We start from the raw sequence: 13,845 nt of genomic DNA, 5'->3' as shown, positions 1-13,845 counted from the left end.
CGCTCAGCGAAGGCCGGTCGAGCGGCGCAGCGCCGCCTGCACCAGGCGGTCGATCAGCTCGGGGTAGCCGATGCCGCTGGCCTGCCACATCTGCGGGTACATCGAGATCGGTGTGAAGCCGGGCAGGGTGTTGACCTCGTTGATCACGAACTCGCCGTCCTCGGTGAGGAAGAAGTCCGCGCGGACCAGCCCCTCGCAGGAAACGGCCTCGAAGGCCTGTACCGCCAGCTCCTGCACCTGCGCCGTCTCCTGCGCCGTCAGCGGCGCGGGGACGATACCGGGCGTGGAGTCGATGTACTTGGCCTCGAAGTCGTAGTACGCGTGCGCGTCCGGCGGCGGGATCTCGGCCGGTACGGAGGCGCGCGGGCCGTCCTCGAACTCCAGCACGCCGCACTCGATCTCGCGGCCCCGCACGCCGGCCTCGACCAGGATCTTGGGGTCGTGGGCCTGCGCGGTGGCGATCGCCTCGTCCAGGCCGGACAGGTCGTCGACCTTGGTGATGCCGATCGACGAACCCGCGCGTGCGGGCTTCACGAACAGCGGCCAGCCGTGCTCGCCGGCGAAGTCGACGATCTTCTTACGGGCGGCGGACTCGTCCTGCGCCCACTCGCGCGGCCGGATCACCATGTACGGGCCGACCTTGAGCCCGTAGGACGTGAAGATCCGCTTCATGTACTCCTTGTCCTGGCCGACGGCCGAGGCGAGCACACCGGCGCCCACGTACGGCACCCCGGACAGCTCCAGCAGGCCCTGGAGGGTGCCGTCCTCGCCGTACGGGCCGTGCAGCACCGGGAAGACCACGTCGACCTCGCCGAGCGCCTTGGGCACGGAGCCGGGCTCGCTGTAGACGACCTCGCGGTTCGCGGGGTCGACGGGGAGCACCACGCCGCCTTCGGCCGACTCCGCCATGTCCTCGACGGCGGGCACGCGCCGGTCGGTGATGGCCATCCGCTCCGGCTCGTCGGCCGTCAGCACCCAACGGCCCTCGCGCGTGATACCGATCGGCAGCACGTCGTACTTCGTCCGGTCGATGGCGTTCAGGACGGCGCCCGCGGTGACCGTGGAGATCCCGTGTTCGGAGCTGCGCCCACCGAACACGACGGCCACGCGCGGCTTCCGCGACGGCTGCTCAGGGCTCTGGGGAAGGTTCTCGGTGCTCATATCGCGTTGAGAGTACCCGTTGGTAGAGCCCGGAGACAGCGTCGGCTCCGGCCCGGAACGAACAAAGGCGAGCGCCTTCGCTCAGCGTCGTTCAGGCTTCGCGCTGCGCGACATCAGTTCCTTGACGGCGGCCACGGGCGACTTGCCCTCGTGCACGATGGCGACGACCGTCTCGGTGATCGGCATGTCGACACCGTGCCGGCGGGCCAGATCCAGCACCGACTCGCAGGACTTGACGCCCTCGGCCGTCTGCCTGGTGACCGCGATGGTCTCCTGCAGGGTCATGCCCCTGCCGAGGTTGGTGCCGAAGGTGTGGTTGCGCGACAGCGGCGAGGAGCAGGTGGCCACCAGGTCGCCGAGGCCCGCGAGCCCGGAGAAGGTCAGCGGGTCGGCGCCGAGCGCGACGCCGAGCCGCGCGGTCTCGGCGAGGCCGCGGGTGATCAGCGAGCCCTTGGCGTTGTCGCCGAGCCCCATGCCGTCGGCGATGCCGACGGCGAGCCCGATGACGTTCTTCACGGCACCGCCCAGCTCGCAGCCCACCACGTCGGTCTCCGTGTACGGCCGGAAGTACGGCGTGTGGCAGGCGGCCTGCAGGCGCCGGGCGACGGCCTCGTCGGTGCAGGCGACGACGGCGGCGGCGGGCATGCGGGCGGCGATCTCACGGGCCAGGTTGGGCCCGGTGACGACCGCGATGCGATCGGCGCCGACCTTGGCGACGTCCTCGATGACCTCGCTCATCCGCATGGTGGAGCCGAGTTCGACGCCCTTCATCAGGGAGACGAGGACGGTGTCCGGGGCGAGCAGCGGGGTCCACTCGGCGAGGTTCTCGCGCAGGGTCTGGGAGGGGACGGACAGGACCGTGAAGTCGGCGCCGGCCGCGGCCTCGGCGGGGTCGGTGGTCGCCCGGACGTTCTCGGGAAGTTCGACACCCGGCAGGTAGTCGGGGTTGGTGCGGGTGGTGTTGATCGCCTCCGCGACCTCGGCACGCCGGGCCCACAGGGTGACCTCGCACCCGGCGTCGGCGAGCACGATGGCAAAGGCCGTGCCCCACGAACCGGCGCTGAAGACCGCCGCCTTGACCGCCTTGCTCACTTGCCCTGCCCTTCCGGTTCCTTGCCCTGCGTCTGTGCCTGGGTGCGGCGGCGCTGCTCGATGCGCTCGCGGCGCGGGTCGTAGGGCGTCTCGGGCGCCTTCTCGCCGCGGATCTCCTCGAGCTGGCGGGTGATGGCCGCCATGATGACCTCGGTGGCCTCCTTGAGCAGGTCCGGGGTCATCTCCTTGTCGTAGAAGCGCGTGAGGTCCACGGGCGGGCCCGCGAGCACGTGATGGGTCTTGCGCGGGAAGAGGTTCGGCTTCCTGGCGTACGCCGGGAGCAGTTCGTTGACGCCCCACTGGGCGACCGGGACGACCGGGCACTTGGTCTGCAGGGCCACGCGCGCGGCGCCCGTCTTGCCGGTCATGGGCCAGCCGTTCGGGTCGCGGGTCAGGGTGCCCTCGGGGTAGAAGGCGACGCACTCGCCGCGCTCCACGGCGTCGATCGCGGCCCGGAAGGCGCTGAGCGCGTCGGTGGACTCGCGGTAGACGGGGATCTGCCCGGTACCGCGCATGGCGGCGCCGACAAATCCCTTCTTGAAAAGCCCGCTCTTCGCCAGGAATCGCGGAACCCTACCGGTGTTGTACTGATAGTGCGCGTACGCGAAGGGGTCCGCGTGGGAATTGTGGTTCACCACGGTGATAAATCCGCCCTCGGCCGGAATGTGCTCCATTCCGCGCCAGTCCCGCTTGATCAGAACCACCAGCGGCGGTTTGCAGATCACCGCGGCGAAGCGGTACCAGAAGCCGATTCTGCGGCGGGGCACAAGGACACCTTCCTCTAGGGACGCCACCCCGGCGGGGGCCGCACAAGTCTCGCCCCGGGCCGCCGGTCTGTCGAGAACACGGTACGCCCCACCTCCCGTGTCCCCGGATGCGCCGGGTGACAATGAGCGCGACAAGAGAGGGACGGTACGCCGGTGCAGTGGACCTTGGTCATCCCGCTGAAGCCTCTGGCGCGGGCCAAGAGCAGGCTGTCGGACACGGCCGCGGACGGGGTGCGTCCCGGGCTGGCCCTGGCGTTCGCCCAGGACACGGTGGCCGCGGCGCTGGCCTGCACGACAGTGGCGGGTGTGGCGGTCGTCACCGATGACGAGTTGGCCGGGCGCGAGCTGGCGGCACTCGGCGCGCGGATCGTCCCGGACACTCCGGCAGGCGGCCTGAACGCCGCTCTGGCGCACGGCGCGGCTGCCGTGCGTGCTCTGCACCCCGGCGCGGCCGTAGCGGCCCTGAACGCCGATCTGCCGGCACTGCGGCCCGCGCAGCTGGGCCGTGTGCTGGCCGCTGCCGCGGAATTCCCGCGCGCTTTTCTCGCGGACGCTGTCGCGATCGGTACGACACTGCTGGCAGCGGGCCCGGAAGAGGAATTGCGGCCGGCCTTCGGCATCGATTCCCGTATCCGCCACAGGGCCTCGGGCGCGACGGAACTGACGCTGGCGGATGTGGATTCGGTACGACAGGACGTCGACACCGGGGACGATCTGCGCGCGGCACTGACCCTGGGGGTGGGACCGTATACGGCCGCGGCTTCGGCCGGTTTGCTGATCCCGGGTTCCTGAAGCGCCCTCGACGGACGCGGGGAACTGCGCCCGCAGCCGCGGCCGACCCGCACCGGGCGACGTGGCACAGGCCCCACGGCGAGGCCCCTCACCGCGGTCGGCATTAGGCTGGCCGTCATGCAGGCCACGGCATACAGCTACGACCCGGAAACCCGCAGCGGCCAGGTGCTGCTCGACGACGGCACCCCCGTGCCGTACGACACCGCGGCGTTCGACGCCGGAGGCCTGCTGCTGTTGCGTCCCGGGCAGCGGGTGCGGATCGAGACCGAGGGCGAGGGCGACGCCCGGCGGATCACACTCGTCACCCTGCAGACCCTGTGAGCGGGCAGACCCGGTAACTGCCCCGAGAGCCCCCCGCACACGCCGCGGGCCGGGCTCCCCAGGGGAGTCCGGCCCGGCGCGTCAGTGCCCGGCGGCGGCCTACGACGCCTTGCGGGCGGTGGCCTTCTTCGCCGTGGTCTTGCGGGCCGTCGACTTCTTGGCCGGCGCCTTCTTCGCGGTGACCTTCTTGGCCGGGGCCTTCTTCGCGGTCGCCTTCTTGGCGGCGACCTTCTTCGCCGCGGTGGTCTTCGCCGCCGCGGTCTTCTTGACGATGGCCTTCTTCGCCGCGGCCTTCTTCGCGGCGGCCGTCGTCTTCTTCGCCGGAGCCGCCTTCTTGGCCGTGACCTTCTTCGCGGCCGCCTTGGTGGTCTTCTTCGCCGCGGCCTTCTTGACTGTCGCGGCAGCGCCGCCGGTCAGGCTGCCCTTGGGCGCCTTCTTGACCGCGACCTCGCCGCCCCGGGGCAGCTTCTTGGAGCCGCTCACCAGGTCCTTGAAGCCCTGACCCGCACGGAAGCGCGGCACGGAGGTCTTCTTGACCCGAACCCGCTCGCCCGTCTGAGGGTTACGGGCGTAACGGGCGGGGCGGTCCACCTTCTCGAAGGACCCGAAGCCGGTGACCGAGACCCGCTCGCCCGCGACGACCGCGCGGACGATGGCGTCCAGGACATGATCGACAGCATCGGCAGCCTGCTGGCGGCCACCCATCTTGTCGGCAATCGCTTCTACGAGCTGCGCCTTGTTCACGTCTTCCCCTTCGGAGACATCGCCAGAACGAAAGTGTTCAAGCTTTTTCGCACGTTAGGCAGATATATACCGCAAATCAAACACGAAACGGGCTTATCACCCTTGTGCCGCAACGGACTCGACGGTCCCGGGCTGTTCAGCGGTCCTCTTCGGGGATCCGCCCCTCGTCGAGGTCCGCATTGAACCGCTCGAGTCGCCTTGCCGCCGCGGCGAGATCGTGCTTGGCCGCGGCCGTAATGACCAGCAGCTTCCGGGTCAGCGCCATCCGTACGCCCTCCGGGACTTGCAGTGCGCGCACCCTTGCATGCGCTTCCTTGAGCTGGTTCGCGACCGCCGCATAGAGCTGGAGTTGGCCGTCGTGTTCCATGCACAGATTGTGCCATCTGGGGCGAGTTGTCGCCTGCGCAGGGTGTAACTGCCGCCTCAAATGGCCTTCCAGGCACTTGCGGAGGACGCGATCACTGCACTCACCTACCCCGTCAACGCCTCGCCTAACGTGGGAAGTTGAGCGCCGTCCAGGAGGTGCGCAGGTCCGTCCGGGGCCAGACATGGCTGTACCCCCAATCGTGGCGATCGGGGGTACAGGCGGGGTGTTGCCGTGGCCGAAATCAGACCTGGAGCGTCCGCGGCTTGTAGGACGGCCGCTTGGCCTCGTAGGCGGCGATGTCGGTGTCGTTCTGGAGCGTGATGGAGATGTCGTCCAGGCCGTTCAGCAGCCGCCAGCGGGAGTTCTCGTCCAGCTCGAAGGAGGCGGTGACGCCCTCGGCGCGCACCTCGCGGTTCTGCAGGTCGACGGTGATCTCGGCCTGCGGGTCCGACTCGGTCAGCTCCCACAGCGCGTCCACGATCTTCTGCTCCAGGACCACCGTGAGCAGGCCGTTCTTCAGCGAGTTGCCCCGGAAGATGTCGGCGAATCGGGAGGAGATCACGGTCTTGAAGCCGTAGTTCTGCAGCGCCCAGACGGCGTGCTCACGGGAGGAGCCGGTGCCGAAGTCGGGCCCGGCGACCAGAACGGTCGCGCCCTGCCGCTCGGGGCGGTTGAGGACGAACTCGGGGTCCTTGCGCCAGGCCTCGAACAGCCCGTCCTCGAAACCGTCCCGGGTCACCTTCTTGAGCCAGTGAGCAGGGATGATCTGGTCCGTGTCGACGTTGCTGCGGCGCAGCGGGACGGCCCGGCCGGTGTGCGTGGTGAATGCTTCCATGGCTGATCAGACTCCAGCGGGCGCGGCGGCGGTTACGTCGGTCAGGTCGGCGGGCGAGGCGAGGTGGCCCAGAACGGCCGTGGCGGCCGCGACCTGCGGCGACACCAGGTGCGTACGGCCACCCTTGCCCTGCCGGCCCTCGAAGTTGCGGTTGGAGGTGGACGCGGAGCGCTCACCGGGGGCCAGCTGGTCGGGGTTCATGCCGAGGCACATCGAGCAGCCCGCGTGCCGCCATTCGGCGCCGGCCTCCTTGAAGACCACGTCCAGGCCCTCGGAGACGGCCTGCAGACCGACCCGCGCGGAGCCGGGCACGACCAGCATCCGTACGCCGTCGGCGACTTTGCGCTCCTGCAGGACCGCCGCGGCGGCGCGCAGGTCCTCGATGCGGCCGTTGGTGCAGGAGCCTACGAAGACGGTGTCCACCTTGATGGAGCGCAGCGGCTGGCCGGCCTCCAACCCCATGTATTCCAGGGCCTTTTCGGCGGCGAAGCGCTCCGATGCGTCTTCGTACGAAGCCGGGTCGGGGACGGACGCCGAAAGCGGCGCGCCCTGGCCGGGGTTGGTGCCCCAGGTGACGAACGGCGACAGCGCGGCGGCGTCGATGACGACCTCGGCGTCGAAGACCGCGTCCTCGTCGGTACGCAGGGTCTTCCAGTACGCGACGGCGGCGTCCCAGTCCTCGCCCTCGGGGGCGTGGGCGCGGCCCTTGATGTACGCGAAGGTGGTCTCGTCCGGGGCGATCATGCCCGCGCGGGCGCCGGCCTCGATCGACATGTTGCAGATGGTCATCCGGGCCTCCATCGAGAGCTTCTCGATGGCGGCGCCGCGGTACTCCAGGACGTAGCCCTGGCCGCCGCCGGTGCCGATCTTCGCGATGATCGCCAGGATCAGGTCCTTGGCCGTGACACCCTCGGGCAGCTCGCCCTCGACGGTGATGGCCATGGTCTTCGGGCGGGCCATGGGCAGCGTCTGGGTGGCCAGCACGTGCTCGACCTGCGAGGTGCCGATGCCGAACGCCAGCGCGCCGAAGGCACCGTGCGTCGAGGTGTGCGAGTCGCCGCAGACGACCGTCGTACCGGGCTGCGTCAGACCCAGCTGCGGGCCGACGACGTGCACGACGCCCTGTTCGACGTCGCCCAGCGGGTGCAGCCGTACCCCGAACTCCGCGCAGTTCTTGCGCAGCGTCTCCAGCTGGGCGCGGGAGACGGGGTCCGCGATGGGCTTGTCGATGTCGAGGGTCGGGGTGTTGTGATCCTCGGTCGCGATGGTGAGGTCGAGACGCCGCACCTGGCGACCGCTCTTGCGCAGCCCGTCGAAGGCCTGCGGGCTGGTCACCTCGTGCAGCAGGTGCAGATCGATGTAGAGGAGGTCGGGCTCGCCCTCGGCGCGCCGGACGACGTGGTCGTCCCAGACCTTCTCCGCGAGTGTCCTACCCATCGCTTTCCCTCCGGCCGGCAAAGCTCCGCCGGCACAACTAGAGATCTTGAGGAGGAGACGCCCGCGCCCCAGGTGTGTGTTCGGACGTCCACCACCGGGCCCGTTGGTCTGCGGGCCGCCTGTGTGGTTCCAGAGTGGCGCGTTCCACGGAAAATTGAACTTGCGTTTCACAGAGTGAGACGTGAGTATCGTTGCATGGACAACAGTAGCGGCGTCGGCGTTCTGGACAAGGCGGCCCTCGTCCTGAGCGCTCTGGAGTCCGGTCCGGCCACCCTCGCGGGTCTGGTCGGCGCCACCGGACTGGCACGACCCACGGCCCACCGCCTGGCCGTGGCCCTGGAACACCACCGCATGGTGGCACGCGACATGCAGGGCCGATTCATTCTCGGCCCGCGTCTTGCGGAGCTGGCGGCTGCGGCCGGCGAGGACCGCCTGCTCGCCACTGCCGGCCCGGTGCTCACCCACCTCCGCGACGTCACCGGCGAGAGCGCACAGCTCTACCGACGCCAGGGTGACATGCGTATCTGTGTGGCCGCGGCGGAACGCCTGTCCGGACTGCGGGACACGGTCCCGGTCGGTTCCACACTCACGATGAAGGCCGGCTCCTCGGCGCAGATCCTCATGGCCTGGGAGGAGCCGGAGCGCCTGCACCGCGGCCTGCAGGGCGCCCGCTTCACGGCGACGGCACTGTCGGGCGTACGGCGGCGCGGCTGGGCCCAGTCCATCGGCGAGCGCGAGCCGGGCGTCGCCTCCGTCTCCGCGCCCGTCCGCGGCCCCTCCAGCCGCGTGGTGGCCGCGGTGTCCGTCTCCGGTCCGATCGAGCGCCTGACCCGCCACCCGGGCCGTATGCACGCCCAGGCGGTCATCGACGCCGCCGGCCGCCTCTCCGAGGCCCTGCGGCGCTCGGGCTGAGCCCCGCTTCCCGGAATACGAGAGAGGGCCTGCCTCAACGCCGCGGCAGGCCCTCTCTCGTCCCCCGACCCCCCTCGGTCAGCCGGTCTTCTCGGCCTTCGGCGCCCGCCCGGAGCGGTACGCGAACCGGTCCGTCGCCCGGCGGCCCCGCTCGGCGATCGGCACCTGCCCGTGCGCGGCGGCCAGCCCGAACGCCGGCATGTCGCCGTAGATCGACTCGTAGGAACCCTCCGGCACGATGTAGGTCTCGTGCCAGATGCCCACGTGTCCGCGCACCTTCCCGGCCCGCTCCTTGCGGTTGACCAGCGCCCAGGCACGGTGGTGCAGGGCGTCGGGTGCGGTCGCGTAGGCGTACAGCTTCTCCTTGGACTCCCAGTACTGGACGACGTAGTACGTCCGCGGCGAGGCCGTCAGCAGCACGCGCCCCAGCAGCCCCCGGCTCCTGTCGCGGGCAAGCTCCCCCAGCATGCGGAACATCGACAGCATCACCGGGAGCCACTGGTGCACCGCCCAGAAGTGATTGACGCGCATGCCGATCAGGAGGACCACCACATCACCCTCCGCCGCCGCAGTGGTGCGGCCGGACACCGGTTGGGCGAACATCGCGACCCCCTCGTCCTCGATCGGATAGCGGTGCTATCCATCTGGGCAATGATTGGATAGTGGCACTTCCCAAGGAGAGGCGCAAGAGATGCGGCTGGCGGAGTTGAGCAGACGCAGCGGGGTGTCCACCGCGACGATCAAGTACTACCTGCGCGAAGGGCTGTTGCCGTCCGGCCGCCAGATCAACACGACGACGGCGGAGTACGGCGACGAGCACCTGCGCCGGCTGCGGCTGGTGCGCGCGATGATCCAGGTCGGCGGACTCCCGGTGGCCACGGTCCGGGAGGTGCTGGGACATGTCGACGACGAGTCGCTGGGCCGGACGATCCGCATGGGCGCGGCCCTGTGGGCGCTGCCGCAGGTGCCGGAGCCGGACGCGCAGGACGAGTACGTGCAGGCCGCACATCGCGAGGTGGACCAGCTGCTGGAGGAGCTGGGCTGGACGAACGCACAGGCACTGGTGACCATTTCGCCCGCGTACCGCTCGCTCGTCGTCGCGGTGGCCGCGTTCAGGCGGCTCGGCTACGACTGGACCTCTGAACGGATGGTCGCCTATGCCGAGTTGATGCACCGGGCGGCGGCGCTCGACCTGGACTTCGTGGAGACGCACTCCTCGGAGGCCGAGAAGGCGGAGGTCGCGGTGATCGGGGCGGTCCTCGCCGAGCCGATGCTCCAGGCGCTGCGCCGGCTGGCGCAGGAGGAGGAGTCGGCGCGGAGGTACGGGTTCGAATGAACCCGGAGATGCAGCGAAGGCCCTTCGCTGAAGCGAAGGGCCTTCGTCTTGTACCCCCGACCGGATTCGAACCGGCGCTACCGCCTTGAGAGGGCGGCGTGCTAGGCCGCTACACAACGGGGGCCTGGACACTGCGTTTCCGCAGGTCCGAGCTGGTCTACCTGGACTCGAACCAAGACTAACTGAACCAGAATCAGTCGTGCTGCCAATTACACCATAGACCAATGATGGTTTAGACCAGTCGTACCCCCGACCGGATTCGAACCGGCGCTACCGCCTTGAGAGGGCGGCGTGCTAGGCCGCTACACAACGGGGGCCCTAGCGATCCCGACAAGTTCAGGATCAGTACCCCCGACCGGATTCGAACCGGCGCTACTGCCTTGAGAGGGCAGCGTGCTAGGCCGCTACACAACGGGGGCTTTGCAGATAAGCTCTGCGAGCTGGCCTACCTGGACTCGAACCAAGACTAACTGAACCAGAATCAGTCGTGCTGCCAATTACACCATAGGCCACTGGAACTCAAGCCCCTGCGGGGTTCTCGTTCTAGCGTGCTCCTTGAGGTTCCGGCCTTCCGGCCCGCTCCCCTCGGCGCAGGAAGAACATTACCCGAAGGTGGACGGGGCTCCAAAACGGGTATCCGCGTGGACGAGCGCGGGGAGTTCGGTGAGGGTCGTGATCCGGTGTGCCACGACCGGCTCGCCCGTGTCCCGGTGGGCCGTCCCGCGGTCGATCCATACGGACAGCAGCCCGGCCTCGGCGGCACCCCGCCCGTCGATCTCCGGGTGGTCGCCGACGTACGCCACCTCGTGCGCGGGCAGGGCGAGGGCCTCGCAGACCGCCAGGAAGGCCCCGGGGGCCGGCTTGGAGACCCCCAGCTCGGCGGCGCACAGGACGGTCTCGAAGCGGTCGCGGATGCCGAGCGTGCGCAGCTTGTGCTCCTGGACCGCGATGCTGGAGTTGGACAGCACCGCGTGCCGGTGGCTGGCGGCGAGGGCGTCCAGCGCGGGCACGGCGTCCGGGAACAGCCGCCAGGCGGCCTGGTAGTGGCTCAGGTAGCGCTCGAACCAGGCGTCGGCGTCGGCGTCGCCGAGCGGCTCGCCCAGGAAGTACCGGACGCGTTCGCGCCGCTGCCCCTCGAAGGTGTTCTCGCCCGCCGCATACCGCGCCCACTGCCGGTCGGTGCACTCCCGCCACCACTGGAGCGCCTCGTCGGGCCCGCCGTACCAGGCGAGCAGCCCCTCGGACGCGAGATGGGCGCGCATGCCCTCCCGGTCCGCTGCGGTGTAGTCGAACAGGGTGTCGTCCACGTCCCAGACCACGGCTCTGATCGTCATGATTCGAACCTATCCCGTGAGGAACACGACAGGGGCGGCATCCGGACACTTCCGGATGCCGCCCCTGCGGTTGCCGGGCGGTTACGCGGCGAGCCTGGCGAGGGCCGCGTCGATGCGGGCCAGCGTCCTCTCCCTGCCCAGGACCTCGAGGGACTCGAAGAGCGGCAGGCCGACCGTGCGGCCGGTGACGGCCACACGGACCGGGGCCTGGGCCTTGCCCAGCTTGAGGCCGTGCGCCTCGCCGGCGGCGAGAACGGCCTCCTTCAGCGACTCGGCGGAGGTCCAGTCCGCCGACTCGAGCTTCTCGCGGGCGGTGCGCAGCAGGGCGTCGGAGCCCTCCTTCATCGCCTTGGCCCACGAGGCCTCGTCCTCGGCCGGCTGGGCCAGGAACAGGAAGTCGACGTTGTCGGTGATCTCCGACAGCACCTTCAGACGGGTCTGGGCGTGCGGGGCGATCGCCTCCCACTTCGCCTCGTCGAAGTCCTCCGGCGCCCAGGGGGCGAACGGGGCCCTCAGCCACGGGCGGCAGCGCTCGGTGAACTCCTTCACATCCAGCATGCGGATGTGGTCGGCGTTGATCGCCTCGCACTTCTTCAGGTCGAAGCGCGCCGGGTTGGGGTTCACGTCGGAGATGTCGAAGGCCGCGACCATCTCCTCGATCGTGAAGATGTCCTGGTCCGCGGAGAGCGACCAGCCCAGCAGGGACAGGTAGTTGAGCAGGCCCTCGGGCAGGAAGCCCTGCTCGCGGTAGAGGTTCAGCGACGCCTGCGGGTCACGCTTGGACAGCTTCTTGTTGCCCTCGCCCATCACGTAGGGCAGGTGGCCGAAGGCGGGGGTCTGCTTGGCGATGCCCAGCTCGGTCAGCGCCTTGTACAGGGCGATCTGGCGCGGGGTGGAGGAGAGCAGGTCCTCGCCGCGCAGGACGTGGGTGATCTCCATCAGGGCGTCGTCGACCGGGTTGACCAGCGTGTAGAGCGGGGCGCCGTTCGCGCGGACGATGCCGTAGTCCGGCACGTTCTCGGGCGTGAAGGTCAGCTCGCCGCGCACCAGGTCGGTGAAGGTGATCGTCTCGTCGGGCATCCGGAAGCGGACGATGGGGGTACGGCCCTGGGCCTTGTACTCCTCCACCTGCGCGGCGCTCAGGTCGCGGCAGTGGCCGTCGTAGCCGGAGGGCTTGCCGGCGGCGCGGGCGGCCTCGCGGCGGGAGTCCAGCTCCTCCTGGGAGCAGTAGCAGTGGTAGGCGTGACCGGCGTCCAGAAGCTTGGCCGCGACATCCTGGTAGATGTCCATGCGCTGCGACTGGCGGTACGGCGCGTGCGGGCCGCCGACCCCGGGGCCCTCGTCCCAGTCGAAGCCCAGCCAGCGCATCGCGTCGAGCAGCTGGTTGTACGACTCCTCGGAGTCGCGGGCCGCGTCGGTGTCCTCGATGCGGAAGACCAGCGTGCCCTGGTGGTGCCGGGCGAACGCCCAGTTGAACAGGGCGGTGCGGACCAGGCCCACGTGGGGGTTACCGGTGGGCGAGGGACAGAAACGGACGCGTACGGGAGAGCCGGATGCGCTAGCCACGCTTGACAACCTTGTTGGTGAGAGTGCCGATGCCTTCGATGGTGACGGCGACCTCGTCGCCGACGTTCAGGGGGCCGACCCCCGCGGGGGTGCCGGTGAGGATGACGTCGCCGGGGAGCAGGGTCATGGCCTCGGAGATGTTGACGACCAGGTCCTCGATGGGGTGGATCATCTCGCTCGTGCGGCCCAGCTGGCGCTGCTCGCCGTTGACGGTGAGCTGGATGGTCAGATCGTTGGCGCGCCTGAGGTCCAGGTCCGTCTCCACCCAGGGGCCGAGCGGGCAGGAGGTGTCGAAGCCCTTGGCCCGGGCCCACTGCTTCTCGCGCTTTTGCACGTCGCGCGCGGTGACGTCGTTGGCGCAGGTGTAGCCGAAGATCACGTCTTTGACGCGCTCGCGCGGGACCTCACGGCACATCCGGCCGATGACGACGGCCAGCTCGGCCTCGTAGTGCACTTCCTGCGAGAACGACGGGTACTGGATCGCGTCGCCGGAGGCGATCATCGAGGTGCTCGGCTTGAAGAAGGCGAACGGCGCCTCGGGGACCTCGTTGCCCAGCTCCTTCGCGTGGTCCGCGTAGTTGCGCCCGAAGGCCACGATCTTGTTGCCGATGACCGGGGGCAGGAGCCTGACCTTGCTCAGCGGGACCTTGACACCGCTCAGCTCGAAGTCCACGCCGTAGGGAATGCCCTTGATGATGTCCAGGACAAGTTCGTCCTGCTTGTCGCCCTCGACCGCGCCGAAGGCGACGTTCCCGTCGATGGAGAACCTGGCGATGCGCACGGGATCCTTGCGCCCCTCACACTTGAGAACCGGCGTACTGACGCCCCAGGTTAACCGGTGGATGGGCCGGATTCCTCCCGGAAATGCGGTCCGCCGAATTCCCCGGTGCCCGGAATTCAGCGGAATAGGTGAGCGTCGGTCGGCTACTCTGCGGCGACCGCCGGAGCCGGGACGTCCACCAGGACGGTGCGCCTGGGGTTGGCCGTCTGCATCGGAAGGTCGAGGGAGTGCTCCGGCAGCTCCGGCGTCTGCAGTTCACCGGCGTCCTTCAGGTGCGCCAGGGTCGTGCGCCGCGGGTTGGCGATCTTGTGGAACATCATCGTCGTCTTCACCGTTGTCGTCCTGTGCCCTCTGGTCGAGTGGGTTTGCAGAGTCGTCCCTCTTGTAAAGCGTCAGGCTA

The 13,845-nt window shown here is 69.5% G+C and carries 16 protein-coding genes and 5 tRNA genes; 4 read left to right on the top strand and 17 right to left on the bottom strand.

Annotated features, from left to right (window positions below; all coding sequences use genetic code 11):
* Window positions 1-3: 3 nt before the first annotated feature.
* The 3 genes from GQF42_RS30575 to GQF42_RS30565 form a co-directional block, all read right to left on the bottom strand.
* Window positions 4-1,161, bottom strand: coding sequence for a D-alanine--D-alanine ligase family protein (locus GQF42_RS30575; protein ID WP_158925207.1), 1,158 nt, complete (start codon window positions 1,159-1,161; stop codon window positions 4-6).
* Window positions 1,162-1,242: 81 nt separating this feature from the next.
* Window positions 1,243-2,253 carry an NAD(P)H-dependent glycerol-3-phosphate dehydrogenase gene (locus GQF42_RS30570; protein WP_158925205.1) on the bottom strand — a complete coding sequence of 337 codons (1,011 nt, stop codon included), beginning with the start codon at window positions 2,251-2,253 and terminating at the stop codon, window positions 1,243-1,245.
* Window positions 2,250-3,020 carry a lysophospholipid acyltransferase family protein gene (locus tag GQF42_RS30565; RefSeq protein ID WP_158925203.1) on the bottom strand — a complete coding sequence of 257 codons (771 nt, stop codon included), beginning with the start codon at window positions 3,018-3,020 and terminating at the stop codon, window positions 2,250-2,252. The genes GQF42_RS30570 and GQF42_RS30565 overlap by 4 nt, the downstream gene beginning before the upstream one ends.
* 153 nt (window positions 3,021-3,173) lie before the next feature.
* Between GQF42_RS30565 and cofC the strand changes: the two genes are divergently transcribed.
* A complete protein-coding gene (cofC, locus tag GQF42_RS30560; RefSeq protein WP_158925201.1) occupies window positions 3,174-3,812 on the top strand; it encodes a 2-phospho-L-lactate guanylyltransferase in 639 nt (212 codons plus the stop codon).
* Between the two features lie 117 nt (window positions 3,813-3,929).
* Window positions 3,930-4,133 (top strand): hypothetical protein, encoded by a 204-nt coding sequence (locus GQF42_RS30555; protein ID WP_158925199.1) that lies wholly within the window; start codon window positions 3,930-3,932, stop codon window positions 4,131-4,133.
* Between the two features lie 99 nt (window positions 4,134-4,232).
* Here GQF42_RS30555 and GQF42_RS30550 read toward each other — a convergent pair whose 3' ends face one another.
* The 4 genes from GQF42_RS30550 to leuC form a co-directional block, all read right to left on the bottom strand.
* Window positions 4,233-4,877, bottom strand: coding sequence for an HU family DNA-binding protein (locus tag GQF42_RS30550; RefSeq protein ID WP_158925197.1), 645 nt, complete (start codon window positions 4,875-4,877; stop codon window positions 4,233-4,235).
* Between the two features lie 136 nt (window positions 4,878-5,013).
* A complete protein-coding gene (locus GQF42_RS30545; protein WP_158925195.1) occupies window positions 5,014-5,244 on the bottom strand; it encodes an SCO5555 family protein in 231 nt (76 codons plus the stop codon).
* A 241-nt stretch (window positions 5,245-5,485) separates the two neighbouring features.
* The gene (leuD, locus tag GQF42_RS30540) at window positions 5,486-6,079 is read right to left on the bottom strand and encodes a 3-isopropylmalate dehydratase small subunit (protein ID WP_158925193.1); all 594 of its coding nucleotides are present in this window, start codon (window positions 6,077-6,079) and stop codon (window positions 5,486-5,488) included.
* 6 nt (window positions 6,080-6,085) lie between these two features.
* Window positions 6,086-7,516, bottom strand: a complete 1,431-nt coding sequence (leuC, locus tag GQF42_RS30535) for a 3-isopropylmalate dehydratase large subunit (RefSeq protein WP_158925191.1) — start codon at window positions 7,514-7,516, stop codon at window positions 6,086-6,088.
* A gap of 195 nt (window positions 7,517-7,711) precedes the next feature.
* On the opposite strand from leuC, the gene ndgR reads away from it, so the two are divergent.
* Window positions 7,712-8,428, top strand: coding sequence for an IclR family transcriptional regulator NdgR (gene ndgR, locus GQF42_RS30530; protein WP_158925189.1), 717 nt, complete (start codon window positions 7,712-7,714; stop codon window positions 8,426-8,428).
* A 78-nt stretch (window positions 8,429-8,506) separates the two neighbouring features.
* On the opposite strand, the gene GQF42_RS30525 is transcribed toward ndgR, so the two are convergent.
* On the bottom strand, window positions 8,507-9,031 hold the full coding sequence (locus GQF42_RS30525; protein WP_158925187.1) for a DUF4188 domain-containing protein: 525 nt from the start codon (window positions 9,029-9,031) through the stop codon (window positions 8,507-8,509).
* Window positions 9,032-9,119: 88 nt separating this feature from the next.
* On the opposite strand from GQF42_RS30525, the gene GQF42_RS30520 reads away from it, so the two are divergent.
* Window positions 9,120-9,764, top strand: a complete 645-nt coding sequence (locus GQF42_RS30520; RefSeq protein WP_158925185.1) for a MerR family transcriptional regulator — start codon at window positions 9,120-9,122, stop codon at window positions 9,762-9,764.
* 51 nt (window positions 9,765-9,815) lie between these two features.
* On the opposite strand, the gene GQF42_RS30515 is transcribed toward GQF42_RS30520, so the two are convergent.
* The 9 genes from GQF42_RS30515 to GQF42_RS30475 all read right to left on the bottom strand — a co-directional run bounded on the left by GQF42_RS30515 (window position 9,816) and on the right by GQF42_RS30475 (window position 13,777).
* Window positions 9,816-9,888: transfer RNA gene (locus GQF42_RS30515), tRNA-Glu, on the bottom strand.
* Between the two features lie 28 nt (window positions 9,889-9,916).
* A tRNA-Gln gene (locus GQF42_RS30510) sits at window positions 9,917-9,988 on the bottom strand.
* A gap of 20 nt (window positions 9,989-10,008) precedes the next feature.
* Window positions 10,009-10,081: transfer RNA gene (locus GQF42_RS30505), tRNA-Glu, on the bottom strand.
* 29 nt (window positions 10,082-10,110) lie between these two features.
* A tRNA-Glu gene (locus GQF42_RS30500) sits at window positions 10,111-10,183 on the bottom strand.
* A gap of 21 nt (window positions 10,184-10,204) precedes the next feature.
* Window positions 10,205-10,276 (bottom strand) — tRNA-Gln (locus GQF42_RS30495).
* Between the two features lie 90 nt (window positions 10,277-10,366).
* A complete protein-coding gene (locus tag GQF42_RS30490; RefSeq protein WP_199272861.1) occupies window positions 10,367-11,098 on the bottom strand; it encodes an HAD family hydrolase in 732 nt (243 codons plus the stop codon).
* An 81-nt stretch (window positions 11,099-11,179) separates the two neighbouring features.
* A complete protein-coding gene (gltX, locus tag GQF42_RS30485) occupies window positions 11,180-12,664 on the bottom strand; it encodes a glutamate--tRNA ligase (RefSeq protein WP_158925183.1) in 1,485 nt (494 codons plus the stop codon).
* Window positions 12,657-13,445 carry a fumarylacetoacetate hydrolase family protein gene (locus GQF42_RS30480; RefSeq protein ID WP_158925181.1) on the bottom strand — a complete coding sequence of 263 codons (789 nt, stop codon included), beginning with the start codon at window positions 13,443-13,445 and terminating at the stop codon, window positions 12,657-12,659. The genes gltX and GQF42_RS30480 overlap by 8 nt, the downstream gene beginning before the upstream one ends.
* 143 nt (window positions 13,446-13,588) lie before the next feature.
* Entirely contained in the window at window positions 13,589-13,777 is a 189-nt protein-coding gene (locus GQF42_RS30475; RefSeq protein ID WP_199272860.1) for a hypothetical protein, read from the bottom strand.
* Between the last annotated feature and the right edge of the window lie 68 nt (window positions 13,778-13,845).

The sequence above is a fragment of the Streptomyces broussonetiae genome, assembly GCF_009796285.1.
In the GTDB taxonomy this organism is placed as follows: Bacteria; Actinomycetota; Actinomycetes; order Streptomycetales; family Streptomycetaceae; genus Streptomyces; species Streptomyces broussonetiae.
Note: the sequence above shows the minus strand (reverse complement) of the source record. Positions and strands in the feature narration are given on the sequence as shown.

Coding starts and splice junctions, on each gene's coding strand:
- GQF42_RS30545 (WP_158925195.1), bottom strand. CDS start 5,244: ATGGAACACGACGGCCAACTCCAGCTCTATGCGGCGGTCGCGAACCAG.
- GQF42_RS30575 (WP_158925207.1), bottom strand. CDS start 1,161: ATGAGCACCGAGAACCTTCCCCAGAGCCCTGAGCAGCCGTCGCGGAAG.
- GQF42_RS30520 (WP_158925185.1), top strand. CDS start 9,120: ATGCGGCTGGCGGAGTTGAGCAGACGCAGCGGGGTGTCCACCGCGACG.
- leuC (WP_158925191.1), bottom strand. CDS start 7,516: ATGGGTAGGACACTCGCGGAGAAGGTCTGGGACGACCACGTCGTCCGG.
- ndgR (WP_158925189.1), top strand. CDS start 7,712: ATGGACAACAGTAGCGGCGTCGGCGTTCTGGACAAGGCGGCCCTCGTC.
- GQF42_RS30525 (WP_158925187.1), bottom strand. CDS start 9,031: ATGTTCGCCCAACCGGTGTCCGGCCGCACCACTGCGGCGGCGGAGGGT.
- GQF42_RS30555 (WP_158925199.1), top strand. CDS start 3,930: ATGCAGGCCACGGCATACAGCTACGACCCGGAAACCCGCAGCGGCCAG.
- GQF42_RS30490 (WP_199272861.1), bottom strand. CDS start 11,098: ATGACGATCAGAGCCGTGGTCTGGGACGTGGACGACACCCTGTTCGAC.
- leuD (WP_158925193.1), bottom strand. CDS start 6,079: ATGGAAGCATTCACCACGCACACCGGCCGGGCCGTCCCGCTGCGCCGC.